The sequence below is a fragment of the Paenibacillus pabuli genome (genome assembly GCF_039831995.1).
GTDB lineage: Bacteria > Bacillota > Bacilli > Paenibacillales > Paenibacillaceae > Paenibacillus > Paenibacillus pabuli_C.
This window is the reverse complement of sequence record NZ_JBDOIO010000003.1, coordinates 3,586,167-3,600,492: the sequence shown is the minus strand read 5'-3', so window position 1 is coordinate 3,600,492 and position 14,326 is coordinate 3,586,167. Positions and strand designations below refer to the sequence as shown.

Annotated in this window: 14 protein-coding genes and 1 riboswitch; of the genes, 11 read left to right on the top strand and 3 right to left on the bottom strand. The window is 50.5% G+C overall.

Translation table 11 applies throughout. The features are described 5' to 3' along the window. Nucleotides 1-212 precede the first annotated feature (212 nt). Both acpS and mutY read left to right on the top strand, forming a co-directional pair. Nucleotides 213-611, top strand: a complete 399-nt coding sequence (acpS, locus tag ABGV42_RS18140) for a holo-ACP synthase (protein ID WP_347382881.1) — start codon at nucleotides 213-215, stop codon at nucleotides 609-611. Nucleotides 612-663: 52 nt separating this feature from the next. Continuing rightward, nucleotides 664-2,019, top strand: a complete 1,356-nt coding sequence (mutY, locus tag ABGV42_RS18135; protein WP_431523656.1) for an A/G-specific adenine glycosylase — start codon at nucleotides 664-666, stop codon at nucleotides 2,017-2,019. 68 nt (nucleotides 2,020-2,087) lie between these two features. Here mutY and ABGV42_RS18130 read toward each other — a convergent pair whose 3' ends face one another. Further along, nucleotides 2,088-2,699: a superoxide dismutase gene (locus tag ABGV42_RS18130; RefSeq protein ID WP_153976821.1), complete on the bottom strand. Its 612-nt coding sequence runs from the start codon at nucleotides 2,697-2,699 to the stop codon at nucleotides 2,088-2,090. Nucleotides 2,700-3,230: 531 nt separating this feature from the next. Here ABGV42_RS18130 and ABGV42_RS18125 point away from each other — a divergent pair. The 8 genes from ABGV42_RS18125 to ABGV42_RS18090 all read left to right on the top strand — a co-directional run bounded on the left by ABGV42_RS18125 (nucleotide 3,231) and on the right by ABGV42_RS18090 (nucleotide 10,053). Beyond that, the gene (locus tag ABGV42_RS18125; protein WP_095293213.1) at nucleotides 3,231-3,656 is read left to right on the top strand and encodes a GNAT family N-acetyltransferase; all 426 of its coding nucleotides are present in this window, start codon (nucleotides 3,231-3,233) and stop codon (nucleotides 3,654-3,656) included. 259 nt (nucleotides 3,657-3,915) lie between these two features. Further along, complete coding sequence (gene lepB / locus ABGV42_RS18120) at nucleotides 3,916-4,491, top strand: signal peptidase I (protein WP_347383284.1); 576 nt, start codon at nucleotides 3,916-3,918, stop codon at nucleotides 4,489-4,491. 171 nt (nucleotides 4,492-4,662) lie between these two features. Next, a complete protein-coding gene (queG, locus tag ABGV42_RS18115; RefSeq protein ID WP_347382879.1) occupies nucleotides 4,663-6,498 on the top strand; it encodes a tRNA epoxyqueuosine(34) reductase QueG in 1,836 nt (611 codons plus the stop codon). 15 nt (nucleotides 6,499-6,513) lie between these two features. Then, nucleotides 6,514-7,545 (top strand): HD-GYP domain-containing protein, encoded by a 1,032-nt coding sequence (locus ABGV42_RS18110; RefSeq protein WP_347382878.1) that lies wholly within the window; start codon nucleotides 6,514-6,516, stop codon nucleotides 7,543-7,545. Nucleotides 7,546-7,770: 225 nt separating this feature from the next. Continuing rightward, on the top strand, nucleotides 7,771-8,034 hold the full coding sequence (locus ABGV42_RS18105; protein WP_062326240.1) for a YneF family protein: 264 nt from the start codon (nucleotides 7,771-7,773) through the stop codon (nucleotides 8,032-8,034). A gap of 94 nt (nucleotides 8,035-8,128) precedes the next feature. Continuing rightward, nucleotides 8,129-8,722, top strand: coding sequence for a GTP cyclohydrolase I FolE (gene folE / locus ABGV42_RS18100; RefSeq protein WP_095293209.1), 594 nt, complete (start codon nucleotides 8,129-8,131; stop codon nucleotides 8,720-8,722). 172 nt (nucleotides 8,723-8,894) lie between these two features. After that, nucleotides 8,895-9,758, top strand: a complete 864-nt coding sequence (locus ABGV42_RS18095; protein ID WP_347382877.1) for a lipoate--protein ligase family protein — start codon at nucleotides 8,895-8,897, stop codon at nucleotides 9,756-9,758. 70 nt (nucleotides 9,759-9,828) lie between these two features. Further along, nucleotides 9,829-10,053: a hypothetical protein gene (locus ABGV42_RS18090; protein ID WP_095293207.1), complete on the top strand. Its 225-nt coding sequence runs from the start codon at nucleotides 9,829-9,831 to the stop codon at nucleotides 10,051-10,053. A 152-nt stretch (nucleotides 10,054-10,205) separates the two neighbouring features. On the opposite strand, the gene ABGV42_RS18085 is transcribed toward ABGV42_RS18090, so the two are convergent. After that, complete coding sequence (locus tag ABGV42_RS18085; protein WP_347382876.1) at nucleotides 10,206-11,486, bottom strand: Fe-Mn family superoxide dismutase; 1,281 nt, start codon at nucleotides 11,484-11,486, stop codon at nucleotides 10,206-10,208. A gap of 161 nt (nucleotides 11,487-11,647) precedes the next feature. Next, nucleotides 11,648-12,673, bottom strand: a complete 1,026-nt coding sequence (locus ABGV42_RS18080; RefSeq protein ID WP_347382875.1) for an alpha/beta hydrolase — start codon at nucleotides 12,671-12,673, stop codon at nucleotides 11,648-11,650. 361 nt (nucleotides 12,674-13,034) lie between these two features. Between ABGV42_RS18080 and ABGV42_RS18075 the strand changes: the two genes are divergently transcribed. Continuing rightward, entirely contained in the window at nucleotides 13,035-13,778 is a 744-nt protein-coding gene (locus tag ABGV42_RS18075) for an IclR family transcriptional regulator (protein WP_095293204.1), read from the top strand. A 122-nt stretch (nucleotides 13,779-13,900) separates the two neighbouring features. Next, nucleotides 13,901-14,014: riboswitch (TPP riboswitch) on the top strand. Nucleotides 14,015-14,326 lie beyond the last annotated feature (312 nt).

Genomic DNA, 14,326 nt, shown 5'->3' with positions numbered 1-14,326 from the left:
CCTTTGTGAACGCATCTCTTCCTTATGTTCGCAAATTTATCGATTTCGGGAAAATTCCTGACTCTTATTTTAACATAAATGGGAATGTCGGCGAGATACTCGCTTCTCGCTGCACCTCCTGCTACAATAGAATACGTGTTCGGATGAGCAGCGAAAAATAGAAACCATTCAAGATTCTACACAGCATAAAAGATTAAGCGGGTGAATCGTTAATGATATATGGAATTGGAAACGATGTACTGGAGATTGGACGTATGCACAAGCTGCTGTCTGGTCGTCATGCCGAAGCATTTATAAAACGAATTTTGACTCCGGCTGAGCGGAAATTGGCAGTTGAACGAGGAAAAAGAATGACTGAATTTGTGTCCGGGCGGTTTGCAGCCAAAGAAGCCGTGTCGAAGGCATTCGGCTGCGGCATCGGCAGCGTAATGAGTTTTACGGACATCGAGGTGCTTCCTGACGAAAAGGGGCGCCCGGTTGCCACGTTGTCGAGCCAGGCATGGGAACGGCTTCAATTGCCGTATGACCAGCAGTATGACATTCATCTCAGCATTACGCATCAGACCGAGCTTGCAGCAGCCTTTGCCATCGTGGAGAAGACGGACAAATAGCCGGGAAGAGTAGAGCAATATGAATAGCAAGGTAACAGGAGAGGACGGAAATATGGGTTTAATGGAACAAAAGCAACACTTCAGTGTGAATTTGCTGGATTGGTATATGATCAATCGACGGGACTTGCCGTGGCGTCGTCACAATAACCCCTATTTTACGTGGGTATCGGAAATTATGCTTCAACAGACTCGGGTGGATACCGTCATCCCGTATTTCAACCGGTTTATCACCAATTTCCCGACAGTTCAGGCACTGGCCGAAGCGGCTGAAGAGGATGTGCTGAAGAACTGGGAGGGACTTGGCTACTATTCCCGTGCCCGCAACCTTCAGGCGGCTGCTAGACAGGTAATGGAGCTGCATGCAGGGGAGATGCCGCAGGATAAACAGGCCGTATTTGCGTTGAAAGGGGTGGGCCCGTATACAGCCGGGGCCATTCTCAGCATTGCCTTCAACCAGCCGCAGCCTGCGGTGGACGGCAATGTGATGCGGGTTCTGTCCAGATACTTCCTCATTGATGAGGACATTATGAAGGGCAGCACCCGGGTGCTCATGGAAGAGCTTGCAGGAGAGCTCATTCCGGAAGGGAGGGCGCGTGATTTCAATCAGGCGCTGATGGAACTTGGTGCGCTGGTATGTACACCAAAAGCGCCGCACTGCCTGACTTGCCCGGTCATGGAGCAATGTTCCGGCCGCATTGCCGGACGGGAGCTCACGCTGCCGGTCAAGACCAAGGCGAAGCCGCCGCGCCCTGAGCAGCGGCTGGTCGCCCTGGTGGAGGGCCGCGGCGAGCATCGCGGCCAAGTGCTTGTGCGTCAGCGCCCAGCGACGGGCCTGCTTGCCCGTATGTGGGAGCTGCCGCATGTGCTGGCGGCGCCCGCCGCAGCCGGCAACGCGGCGGAGCCGCTCGCCGATGAGCCGGCCATGGCTTTGCTGGCCGGCAGTCTGTGGGCGGAAGGCTTCGCTGCCCGCCCGGAGGGGCTGGCTACCCATGCGGAGCATGTGTTCAGCCACATTGTATGGAACCTGCAGGTGTACAAGTGCACCGAGCAGGACCAGGGCAGTGACGAGCTTCCGCTGATCGCTGCGGAAGCCAGAGCCGCCTACGATGCACAGGCGGCTGCACAACAAACCACTGCGCCAGCCTTATCCGGCTTCGGCACAGCGCATGCATCGGAGTCAGGCCACTCCGATGCAGCGGACGCCTACGGCTCGCTGAGCGAGCATAGCGAGCCGCAGTCAGCAGCCATCGCCATTAACGCGGCGCAGGATGCCCTGACAGGCAAAGGCGATGGCCTCGCTTATCGCTGGATTGGGCCGCAGGATATGGAAAAGTTGGCGTTCCCTAATGTCTTTTTGAAGCTGCTCAGCAGTTACTTTGCTGGGGCTTATGATGAAGTAAAGGAATAATCCATAAAACAAAAGAGCCTGATTCCGTCATGATGACGGGATCAGGCTCTTCTTATTGTCAGGCAGTCTTATTTTGCTGCTGCGTAACGTTTGTTAACTTCATCCCAGTTGATTACATTCCAGAAGGCGGAGATGTAGTCAGGGCGTTTGTTTTGATATTTCAGGTAGTAAGCGTGCTCCCATACGTCCAGACCCAGAACTGGAGTCAGGCCTTCGAAGAGAGGGCTGTCTTGGTTAGGCGTGCTAGTGATGGACAATTTGCCATCTTTGCCTACGACGAGCCAAGCCCAACCGGAACCGAAACGAGTTGTTGCTGCTTTTGCAAAGTCTTCTTTGAATTTGTCAAAGCCGCCCAGTTCGCTGTCGATTGCAGCTGCGATATCGCCTGTAGGAGCGCCGCCGCCGTTAGGTCCGATGATTTCCCAGAACAGGCTGTGGTTAGCATGTCCACCACCATTGTTGCGAACCGCTGTGCGGATGCTTTCTGGTACGCTGTCGAGGTTAGCGATCAGATCTTCCAAGCTTTTTTCTTGCAGTTCAGGAGCGCTTTCCAGAGCTGCGTTAAGGTTAGTTACATAAGTATTGTGATGGCGATCGTGGTGGATTTCCATCGTTTGTGCATCGATATGTGGTTCCAGAGCGTCGTTAGCGTAAGGAAGTGCCGGTAATTGAAAAGCCATAGTGAAAATACCTCCTGAGATTTTAAATTTTGTTAATCAGCATTTTGCATCATCCATTGAATTCTCTCGGGTGCAAGATTCAGACGAATCAAATCCTTTCGATCTATACCTTGCTCATGAAGAGTCGCTCATTGTGTTGATGCAAACTGCTCAGGTACATATGTAATAATACCCTTGCCACTAATATTAAACCGCATCCGGGCTAATTAAGCAACATTTTTGTTTATTAAGTCCCCCGGGACGTTGATCAATTGTATGACTCGGGATAACAAACATATTTTACCCATTATGAATATATTTATGTGATATTAGCCGATTTAATAGACAGAAAAATTAATATTCGGATGTAAACGGTTACAATTAAGCGCTTTCAAAAGAAAATGCGTGTTTTATGGCGGAAAGTATGGTTTAATTGACGGAGAAGCGGTATTTTCTCGTTTTTTGTCATTATTCGAACATTGGGTTTTTGGTAAAAAGGGGATCCCTTTTTTGTAAAACCTCATCAAGCTAACGAAAAGGGAGATTTAAGACATGCACGTTCGTTCCTTTCAGTTGAGTGATGCAAGCCAGATGACGGAGCTTCTCCAGGTTGCGCTATCGGAAGAGTGTTATGAGAACACGATGGGCCCGTTTGCCCGTCAATTGTCATGGGATTCTGATCTGATTATGGTTGCAGAAGAAGAGGGAGACCTCGTCGGCGCCTTGATCGGTACGATTGATCACAACCAGGGATGCATCTACCGTATTGCGGTCCATCCAGACTATCGTCGCCGTGGAGTCGGCAAAACACTTGTCGAGGCCATGGAGCAGCGTTTTCAGCAACGAAAAGTCAGCCAAATATGGGTCGCGGGTGATGAGCACAACAAAGCAGCCATGCCTTTGTATGAAGCTATGGGTTACGGTGCCAACAAGATATTAAGTGCTTTTCAGAAACTTAGTATTTTGTCCAAAGCTTAGGTTTGAATGATTAAAGAAAAGAAATAAAACAGATTTTCATTTTATATTAGGCATATCCTTCAACGTAACCACGTGGGGATATGCCTTTCTATTTGTATGCTGACACACTGCAGATTATGTCTCAGGCTATTGGTGTTCATAACCAATTGTTTCACTTCCGCAAATAAGATAGACTTAGAGGGAGTATGATCGCCTTATTTGGAACAAAATTGATAAACGAGGTGTCCCTTTGAACTCCAATATCCCTTCTACAGAGCGTATGAATTCCGAAGATCGAAGCAACCCGCCGCGGTCTGGACAGCCGGGTAAATCCTGGGCTGCAGAATTATGGGACTGGGCGAAGACGATCGTTATTGCTTTTGTGATCATGATGCTGCTGAACCTGTTTGTATTTAATTTGTCGATGGTCAAAGGTCAGTCCATGCAGCCGACACTTGTCGAGCGTGATCGTTTGTTCGTCAACAAGATTGTCTATGATATTGGGAAGCCATCCCGGTTTGACGTTATTGTACTGCGGGACCCGAGTGAAGGTGTGGAGAAAAAGGAGTTCCTGGTTAAACGCATTGTTGGGCTACCGGGCGATACGGTTGAAGTACGTGACCACCATTTGATTGTGAATGGAGAACAGCAGGCAGAAGCGTATACGGATACCGAGGTGCAGGACCCTGATTTTGGCCCGATTACGCTTGAGGATGATCATTATTTTGTGATGGGTGATAACCGTCATGAGGGTAAAAGCAAGGATAGCCGTGTGTTCGGCAGTATTACATCCAGCGAGATTGTAGGCAAAGCCGAGTTTATTTTCTGGCCGTTTTCCGAGATTAAGAAACTGTAAAATGTTGGTGTGGAAACTTTGGACTGCATTTTGCGTCAAATAGATAGACCCTGATCACAATTTAAATGCGGTACACACGGAAGTGTACCGAAATAGACGCCTGTCCTCCCGAGCGAGGCGGGCGTTCACTGTTTAGTGAATATGAGTGGGGAAGAAGAGAGGGAAGAGAACATGACGAGCGTACAGACCGGGGCGGCTCAGGCTGGTTCCGTGTGGGAACAGTTAAAACAGGAGATCAAGGCAGCTGCCCCCGGGCTGGGCATTGATGATGTCGGTTTTGCTTCGGCAGAGCCCTTTGTTTCGTTAAAATCGCTGCTGGAGCAGCATCGGGACAACGGTTATGCATCCGGTTTCGAAGAACCGGACATCGAGAAAAGGGTGCGTCCTGCCTTGAAGGACGGCGAGCCCGCTTCGCTCATTGCCATCGCTGTGGCATATCCATCGAAGATGGTTAATCCGCCGAAGTCGGAACCTGGTGCATATCGCGGCATTTTGGCCCGTTCGGCCTGGGGCAGGGATTATCACCATGTGCTGCGCGAAGCAATGGACAAGCTGGTTCATTTTATACGTGAACGGGTGCCGGAAGCCATGATTGAGAGCATGGTGGACACAGGGGCACTTGTTGACCGAGCGGTATCCCAGCGAGCAGGCATTGGTTTCAGTGCCAAAAACTGTTCCATCATTTCACCTAAGTTTGGATCGTGGATCTATCTTGGGGAACTGGTGACCAACATTCCCTTCCAGCCGGATACGCCGGTGACGGAAGATTGCGGGGAATGTACGAAATGTATTGATGCCTGTCCGACTGGAGCACTGGTGGGTCCGGGACAATTGAATGCACAGCGGTGTATTTCTTTTGTAACCCAGACCAAAGGGTTCGTGGACGAAGAGTTTATGTTGAAAATAGGCAACCGTCTGTACGGTTGTGATACATGTCAGATCGTCTGTCCGAAGAATCGGGGCAAAAACTGGGACCACCATCCCGATCTGCAGCCCGATCCGGAGATTGTGAAGCCGCTGCTATTACCGCTGCTGGATATCGGTAATCGCGAATTCAAGGAACGCTTCGGTCAGAGCTCTGCCGCCTGGCGGGGCAAGAAGCCGATTCAGCGCAACGCAGTCATAGCACTCGGCAATTTCAAAGACAAAAGCGCTGTACCGAAGCTGACGGAGGTACTGAAGCGCGATCCGCGTCCGGAGCTGCGGGGAACCGCAGCCTGGGCGTTAAGCAGAATTGGAGGAGAAGACGCAATGAGAGCAATTGGGGAAGCTGCCGCTAACGAACAAGATGGAAACGTGCTAAGCATGCTGCAGAAGGCCAAGGAGCGACTCAGTTCGTCCGGGTCCTTACCCGATAAGCCGCAGGTTGGGCTAATGAGTGACAAGCAGCAAGAAGAACAGAAGAATGAATCGACCGACACGGATTCGAATCCGCCCTGGCAACCCGTGAAGCAGGAAGCGGCTGCGTGGAAACCTTCGGCCGTAACAGGGCTTCATGGTACGCCGGTATATTATGATGAAGTGCTGACGCCAATTGGTACACTGACACTGTGTGCTACGGAAAAGGGACTCTGTCATATTGATTTTGGAGCATTTCATGTACGTGAGGCTCACCTGCAGCAATGGGCCAGAACCTGGATTGGCGAGTACCGGTATGAGAAAAACGAAGAGAAGCTGAGCGAAGCTGCAAAACAGCTGCAGCAGTATTTTGCCGGGGAGCGAAAATCCTTCGAGCTGGAACTGGATCTGCTCGGAACACCGTTCCAGCTTCAAGTATGGCAAGTCCTGTCCGATATATCTTATGGAGAGGCCTCATCACACCAGCAGGTTGCAGAAACGATCGGGAGACCCAAAGCTGTTCGCGCAGTTCTGGATGCCATTAGCAAAAATCCGATTCCGATCATTATTCCCTGTCACCGCATCAGCGGCAAAGACGGAACCCTGGTAGGTTATGTAGGCGGGCTGCAAACCAAGGAGCAATTGCTCTCATTGGAGCAGCAATCGTAAGAGCGGGGGACGTTCATGAAGTATGTAAACGTGGAAAGTGTGGAGGCGGGAGAGTGTCTGGGCAAAACCGTGTATTCAGGTAACGGAACAGTCTTGTTGTCTGCGGGAGTCCAGCTCACCGTATTTATGGTTAATACGCTGAAGCGTATTGGCGTAACCATGCTGTACATCCAGGATGAAACGTATAAAGATGTGGAGACAGAAGACATTCTGGATGAAGCCACGAAACGGGCTATTATTAACGAAATGAGCATGACGCTGGAAGCAGTACGTTCCGGGAAAGACTGGAGCCCGAAAAAGGTTACCCTTAGCATAGACAAGCTGCTGAACGATGTATTAAACGGGCGGGAACTGCTAGTCCAGTTAACGGATATCCGAACCAAAGATAACGCCCAGTACGTGCATGCCATGAATGTATGTTTGCTTTCTTCTGTGATAGGACTCAATTTGGGTTTGAACTACAATCAGCTGAAGGATCTGGCTGTGGGTGCACTGCTTCATGATATCGGCAAAGTTGGAGAGCCTCCAGGCAGCGCTTCGGCGGCGAATGCTTCCCTTCATCATACGTGGCGGGGATTTGAAGTGATCAAGTCCAAGCGGGAGTTCAGTCTGCTCGTGGCACATACCTCCCTTCAGCATCATGAGCATGTGGACGGTACCGGGTTGCCGAGGGGCATCACGGGCAAGGACATTCATCTGTTTGCCAAAATTGTCGCCGCCGCCAATATCTATGATAATCTGATCAACGGCTCGTCCGGTCTAAGCCTGCTGCCGCATGAGGCATGTGAAGAAATGATGGCCATGTCTGGCACGAAGCTGGATCGGGACATTCTGATCGAATTCAATCGGAGCGTGTCCGTATATCCGAATGGAACAGCTGTCAGGCTGTCCACCAAAGAGACTGGTGTCATTGTTCGGCAGCATCGGGGGCTGCCAGGCAGACCGGTCATTCGGGTTGCCCGCGGCAGCACGCGTTATGATCTGGATGTGATCGAAGTGGACCTGGCCAAGGAAACGACCGTTTTCATTGAGGCGGTTATGACCTAGATTTTCATGGATCTTCAGGGGAGGTTTACCCTCAGATTGAAGTGAAGTTTTGGTTCGACGATTTTTAACTATTAGCTGGAAAATCCGTTTGCTCCATTCGTGCGGAAATGCTATGATAACTTTCAGGAAATCCGGTCCGTGACACGTGTACAACCAGGCAAGTGAACATCAGGTGCTGACACGGATTATCAGGCTTTTTAGATTGCATACAGAGGTGTCTAAGAGATGGAAATAGCAATACCGATTATTACGTTGATTGTAGGTCTGGTCGGGGGATTTTTCATCGGGGTGTACTACTTGCGTAAACAACTCGAGAAAATGCAAAGCGATCCCGACATGCTTCAGAAAATGGCGAAGCAGATGGGTTATAACCTGAATGGCAAGCAAATGCAGCGCGCCCAGCAGATGATGAAGAACCAGCAGCCTGGAGCGAAGATGCCTCAGCCGGGGCAACATCCTGCGCGTAAAAACTCGGGCCGCCGAAAATAATAGTTGTAAGCAAGCAAATTGCATAATCGATTATGCATCATGCTGAAGTGAAAAGAATGCTTACACCAAGGGGTTCGAAAGGAGGCGTTTGGCAGTGGCTGGCGTGAAAGATTATTTGAATTCAAAAGTATCTGACAATCGGGAGAAGATCGAGTACCATGTGGAACAGATCCTCAAACTGATCGGAGAAGATAGTACGCGAGAAGGGCTGCTTGAGACGCCTGCACGCGTAACCCGGATGTATGAAGAGATTTTTGGCGGGTATGAAGTGGACCCGCGCGATGTACTCGGCGTGACGTTTGACGAGAATCATGAAGAGCTTGTCATTGTGAAGGACATTGTCTATTACAGCCAGTGTGAGCATCATATGGCACCCTTCTTCGGCAAAGTGCATATTGGATATGTACCCAGCGGCAAAATCGTCGGATTGAGCAAAATGGCCCGTTTGGTGGAGGCGGTTACCCGTCGTCTCCAGGTACAGGAGCGTATCACTTCACAGATTGCCGACATTTTGAACGAGGCCGTTGAACCGCATGGTGTCATGGTCGTTGTGGAAGGTGAGCACTTGTGCATGTGTTCCCGCGGCGTGAAGAAGCCTGGCAGCAAAACGGTAACATCCGCGGTCCGCGGTTCCTTCCGGGACAATACGGCACAGCGTGCCGAGTTTCTGTCTCTGGTTAAGGACTAAGACCCGAACTGGACAAGCCGTGTCCAACCATTGAATGATTCACCTAATAAGCCGAGTTCCCTGGGAACCGGCTTATTTATTTATATGAGCATTTTGTATACATCCAGCGATTTTTATAATCCTGTCCTTGATCTATTCTGGTTCAGATTCGTTTAGTCGGAGGCTACCTAATATGAGTATACCGTTCAATTCAGATGCACCCGGACAGCCGGGATCAGAGCAATCGCTTCAGTTCAACTCGTCATCCAGGCTGCATCGTATACAGATCTGGGAAACACCATTGCTCCGGCAGGGAAGCAGTGTTCTTGAGGCATTTGCATGGGAAGAGGTGATGTGCCGCCGTGTAGGCGAAGGCCATTTGCCGGTAGCCCATATATGGCGCCATCCGGATGCCTTTGTTGCAGGGCTGCGGGACCGCCGACTTCCAAAGGCAGCAGAGGTAATGGAAGGTATCAGAAGACAGGGAACAGCGGTCTGTGTTCGTCCCTCGGGAGGTGCTGCTGTTCCTCTTCACCCGGGTGTGGTTAACATTTCACTGATTTTGCCTAACCCGGCTCGCGCCATCAATATTCACGATGACTTCCGCGAGATGGCTGCTCTTATTGCCGAGTCGTTAACGCCATGGTCAAATCATGCACAAACCGGAGAGATCGAGGGTGCATTCTGCCCGGGTGACTATGATGTCAGTGTCGGCGGACTGAAATTTTGCGGTATTGCCCAGCGAAGGCAGGCGAAGGCTTATATTATTACGGCTTTTATTATCGTCGAGGGGCATGGAGATAAGCTGGCGGCAGATGTACGCAGGTTCTATCAGTATGCAGCAGACGGCTTAGAGGAAGGGTATCCCGATGTTCGTCCCGGCACGATGGCGAGTCTGCATGAGCTGGCAGGAGTGCCTTCTACAGCTGCTTACACCGCTTCCCTGGTCCGTACGCTTCGCAATCGATACCCTCTGGCTGAGACTGGCCGTGTATTGTCCGTTGATCGGGAGGCGGTCAGACGGACGGCAGAGCAGATGAAGCTGCGCTACGATTAGTATCGTTCGAGGACACTTGGAATTGGTTAATAGAGATGATATGATGTGATTTCGGAAGGAGAGTGCCAAGATGGAAACATTGAGATATACATTTGAATATGAGGTTGTTTCTTCAGGCGAAAAGTCTGAATTCAGCCAAATGGCAACAAGCAAGGAAGAGGCTGCGGCTCTGATCGTTGCACGTATTGCCGATCTGGAGTTCACGGGTGAGGAAGATATCAAGCTGGGTGATCTGATTGCCATTAGCAAACAGGTTGGGGACAACTATGTTGCGTGCGAGGGCTGTGCATCCTAGTATAGCAGAGTACGTCAGAGGACCTATCCAACTACAAGCAAGTCTTCTTGAATCAAGAGGCTTGCTTTTTTATTGCAAATTTAAAAGAGATATCTGGCAGTCTACCGGCTGGAGATATCTCTTTTTTTCATGTTCCCATTTCAGATCAAGTACTAGTAGGGTGGCCACAACAGCTTGCGTGCCGTTTCATAACGCTCAGCCACCGCAGGCCAATAGACGACATTCCACCAGTCCTCGATATATTTCTTGCGCTCATTTTGATGTTTCAGATAGTAGGCATGTTCCCACACATCCAGCGGCAGGAGGGGGACAATGTCAGACTGGGACAGGTTCTGGTGCTTCTCCGCCTGCAAAATCTCCAAACGGTGCGCCCGCGGGCTCCAGACAAGCAGAGCCCAGCCGCTGCCTTCCACTTTGTTGGCCGCTTCGGTGAATTGATTTTTGAATGCCTCATAACTGCCAAAATCCCGTTTGATCTGTTCAGCAAGCAATCCGGAAGGTTTACCGCCGCCTCTGGGATTCATGATCGTCCAGAAGATCGTATGCAGGTAATGGCCTGCCCCGTTGAAGGCAAGTTCCCGTTCCCAATGTTTGACGAGCTCAAAATTATTCTTTTTACGCGACTCTGCCAGTTTCTTCTCGGCTGTATTGAGTCCGTCCACATAGGATTGATGGTGCTTATCGTGATGAATGCGCATCGTCATCTCGTCAATATGCGGTTCGAGTGCGTTGTATGCATAGGGAAGAGGAGGCAGGGTGTGTCCTCCAATCGGAACAGGTTTCTCCTTCACAGGAGGTGTAGAAGGTAAGGTGATGCTCTCTATGGCATCTGAAGAAGCCGACAGACCGGAGACATCTGAAGACTGCACCTGTGATGAAGGAGCCGGAGGGTTAGCCTTACCACCGATGGAAGGCGACTCTTCGGCTGCTTCACGCTCGGAGTGCCCCGATAATTGAACATACTTTTCCAATGAAAAAGGTGCATCACTTGCCGAATCCCGCATGACACCAGGCTGAATCAAAGTATCGAGTACGCCAAGGAAATACTCCGATTCACGGATAAAGTGCAGAATGACTGCCTTGGCGAGCGGGACAGCCTGCACAGCAGCGCTTTGCTCAAGCAGAACATACAGCTGCCTGATGAACTCCCGCGATTGTGAACGTGCAGAGGCGACAAGCTGTTCCACACAGCCGATGATGTAAGGTGCCGGAGGGTGGGTTCCGGGTAAAAGCTGTTTTAGCAGCTGATTGGCTACTTTCTCGCTATTTCCAAACGTCGTCGCCCATTCCTCAAGCAGCTTCACATAAGAGGGCTCCAGATCGGGAACCAGTGCCCGAATAACGAGCGTATGCTCCTTCTCCTGCTCTTTCCAGAATCGGATCTCCTCCAGGATGCGCAGAGGCAGCAAGGGTCCATAGCCAGACCAATTCATATGCGGCAAACCTCCATTCAATTAAAATGTAATATCAGCCCTTTAAGGGATACCGTGTGAACACCATTTATAATCGTCCCAAAAGTATATTCTCCTGCCATGTTGTCCTATGTGTGCATAAAAAAAAGAGCCCCATAGGGGCTCTTGGTCACTGGAAGATTCTATTCTCCGGTATTGGTATTTTCCACATCATCGCTGCTTGTCTTCGTCACATGACTCAGGAACGTGGAGACACGGCGGAGATACTCCTTCGGATGTTCCCGGAAGATCAACTCATGATGTGCATCTTGCACGATCCATTCCTCTGAGTAGGCGTTGGTCTGGTTGGCGGCGAGAAACTCCGCGATGGGATATGGAGCCTTCTCATCCTCCGTACCGTGAATGAAGAAGATCGGGAACGGATAATCTTTCTTTTTGACTTCCTGATACGGAATCTGCTGTAATCCGGTGCCATTCAGAACCGGGAATAACAGATTCATGATCTGCAGGGTGGGTTGTCGCGGCAGATCGATCTGGTTATGAATGTTGTGATACAGCGTATCCGGCTCCAGCAGGAAGGTGCTGTCGAGAATCATGGCATCCACGTTCTCGGTAAGCAGCCCAGTCTGTAATGCTGTGCCTGCGCCCATGGAGAATCCCCAGACGACAAGCTCCTGAGCACCGCGCTGCTTGGCAAACTGAATTGCACCAAGCAATTGCTGGGACTCAGCTTTGCCCCCTGTAGCGACTGCCTTGTTCACCTGTGAGGCGAAACCATAGTCAAACATCACTACATTGAACCCGAGCTGGTGCGCATAGTGAGCCAGGTCATACATGGGAACCCAGGTTTCCTCCCGGTTGGCCCCATATCCATGACTGAAGATGATTGTTTTGTTGACTTCCGTGTCTGCGGGGATATACCAGCCCTGCATCGTACGGCTGCCATCTGCTGCCGGGAACGTGATATCCTCGTACTTCATGTTCTTGGCCTGCATCGGATTGGAGAACACGGGGGCTACGGTCGGGTTGGATAATACCCAGGCAATATAGCCGTGTAAGGCAATGAAACAAAAGAGCAGAAAAAATACAACGGAGAGCAGCAACGCTACGATAATATGTTTGAACCGGATCAGCCTCGGTGATAACGAAGAAGGCAGATCGGACACTTTCGTTTGCAGCGGGGCTTCGCTCTGGGATGTCGGAAACATGATTGCCCCTCCTTATTAAGATCAATTGAAGATAACAACGAGTTCAGATCGGATAAAATGTCTTGGTGTCCTTGCTAGCTTGTGCAGCAAAATCTTGACTTTATATCTTTATCGTATGTTTCCATATAGTCAAAGTCAATTGATTGGAGGCATTTGTTACGCAATTGTTATATAGTCCGAAAGATATATGGGTAACATTTCCTGATGGTGCAAATTGCAGGGGATTTAGTCTTATAAAAAGAAAATATTTACACTTCTTACCGTCATGATTTGGTGCATTTTGGTTTACAGATGAGATTGTTTCTCATATAATTTATGTAACCAAGTTTCATGTGATGAAACATGAGGAGGGCATTATGCCATGGAAGACCGTAAATTAACCGTCCGTGCTGTGGAACGGGCGCTGGATATATTATTGTGTTTTACCACCCGGAGCGATCTGGGACTCACCGAAATTGCCAGCCAGATTGGTTTGCACAAAAGTACGGTTCATCGTCTGATGGCGACGCTCGAGGAGAAGGGGTTCGTCATTCGCGATGCGGCGACAGAGAAATACAGGCTCGGCATTCGGATCTGGGAGCTGTCGGCTCATATGTCCCGCAGTGATGATCCTGCCATTTTGCTGCTTCCTGCGATGGAGCGGCTCAGAGATCGTCTGGGAGAGACGGTCAGTCTGTACCTGCGGGATGGCAGTGAGCGTATCCGTATTCAGGCTGTTCAGAGTGATCAGGCGATCCGGCGGGTGGCCCCGGTTGGCGTACGTCTGCCCCTATCCGTAGGGGCGTCCAGCAAGGTGCTGATGGCATTTGCGACAGAAGAGGACCGGGAGGAACTGATGAATGGCCCGGAATGGCCCGTATTTATCGATCCCGAAGTTTACCTGGCCCAGATGGGAGATATCCGGGAGAATGGATATGCGACCAGCTACGAAGAACGTGAGCCTGGAGCGGCTGCAGTGTCCGTGCCCATTATGGATCGGAAGGGAAATATTGCTGCTGCGTTATCCGTATCCGGCCCCGTTAGTCGCTTGTCCCAGGAAACTTTGCACGAATATGCACCAGTGCTGAAGGAAGCAGCTGCGCAGATGGGCCTCATGTTGTCCTGATCCGGCATGGATGGAAGATAAAGGGTTGTTTTTCTGACTGGCTTGCGATAGTCTGTAATGGACAGCCCAGCGTGGCTGGATTGAATTGAATATGGAACTGCGGTACACATACCGCAACTTGTTAACGTTACTGGGGGAGTCCGAATTGTCCGGACTGAGACGGAATCGCATGAGATTCTGGACCCTTTGCACCTGATCTGGATCATACCAGCGTAGGGAAGTAATCGGCGATATAACCACGAACACCTGCATAATACAGCCTTTGGCATGTCTCCACTTGAAGGAGCTTGGCATCAGGCTTGTTATGGGTGATGGACATGAGCCGGTTCCCTCGGGAACCGGCTTTTTTATATACAGTGTCAAGCGTTCAGCCGCTGCAGAGGGGCGCGATCTCTTGTTGCGGCGGAGCTGGAGTTGGAGTTGGGTATAACCCACCTATGCCAGAATCCGTCTGCGCTATGCCGCTGTATGTTCTTTCTTCGGAAGTTGGCCGCTCTTTCTTTTCTTGCGTGGATGATATGGAAGGGTGCACGAGTGATCTAACGAGC

What these genes read in the sequence shown, in the direction of transcription:
- ABGV42_RS18075 (WP_095293204.1), top strand. Translation starts at nt 13,035, where the DNA reads ATGGAAGACCGTAAATTAACCGTCCGTGCTGTGGAACGGGCGCTGGAT.
- ABGV42_RS18130 (WP_153976821.1), bottom strand. Translation starts at nt 2,699, where the DNA reads ATGGCTTTTCAATTACCGGCACTTCCTTACGCTAACGACGCTCTGGAA.
- queG (WP_347382879.1), top strand. Translation starts at nt 4,663, where the DNA reads ATGACGAGCGTACAGACCGGGGCGGCTCAGGCTGGTTCCGTGTGGGAA.
- mutY (WP_431523656.1), top strand. Translation starts at nt 664, where the DNA reads ATGGGTTTAATGGAACAAAAGCAACACTTCAGTGTGAATTTGCTGGAT.
- ABGV42_RS18085 (WP_347382876.1), bottom strand. Translation starts at nt 11,486, where the DNA reads ATGAATTGGTCTGGCTATGGACCCTTGCTGCCTCTGCGCATCCTGGAG.
- ABGV42_RS18125 (WP_095293213.1), top strand. Translation starts at nt 3,231, where the DNA reads ATGCACGTTCGTTCCTTTCAGTTGAGTGATGCAAGCCAGATGACGGAG.
- acpS (WP_347382881.1), top strand. Translation starts at nt 213, where the DNA reads ATGATATATGGAATTGGAAACGATGTACTGGAGATTGGACGTATGCAC.
- ABGV42_RS18105 (WP_062326240.1), top strand. Translation starts at nt 7,771, where the DNA reads ATGGAAATAGCAATACCGATTATTACGTTGATTGTAGGTCTGGTCGGG.
- ABGV42_RS18110 (WP_347382878.1), top strand. Translation starts at nt 6,514, where the DNA reads ATGAAGTATGTAAACGTGGAAAGTGTGGAGGCGGGAGAGTGTCTGGGC.
- lepB (WP_347383284.1), top strand. Translation starts at nt 3,916, where the DNA reads ATGAATTCCGAAGATCGAAGCAACCCGCCGCGGTCTGGACAGCCGGGT.
- ABGV42_RS18080 (WP_347382875.1), bottom strand. Translation starts at nt 12,673, where the DNA reads ATGTTTCCGACATCCCAGAGCGAAGCCCCGCTGCAAACGAAAGTGTCC.
- ABGV42_RS18090 (WP_095293207.1), top strand. Translation starts at nt 9,829, where the DNA reads ATGGAAACATTGAGATATACATTTGAATATGAGGTTGTTTCTTCAGGC.
- ABGV42_RS18095 (WP_347382877.1), top strand. Translation starts at nt 8,895, where the DNA reads ATGAGTATACCGTTCAATTCAGATGCACCCGGACAGCCGGGATCAGAG.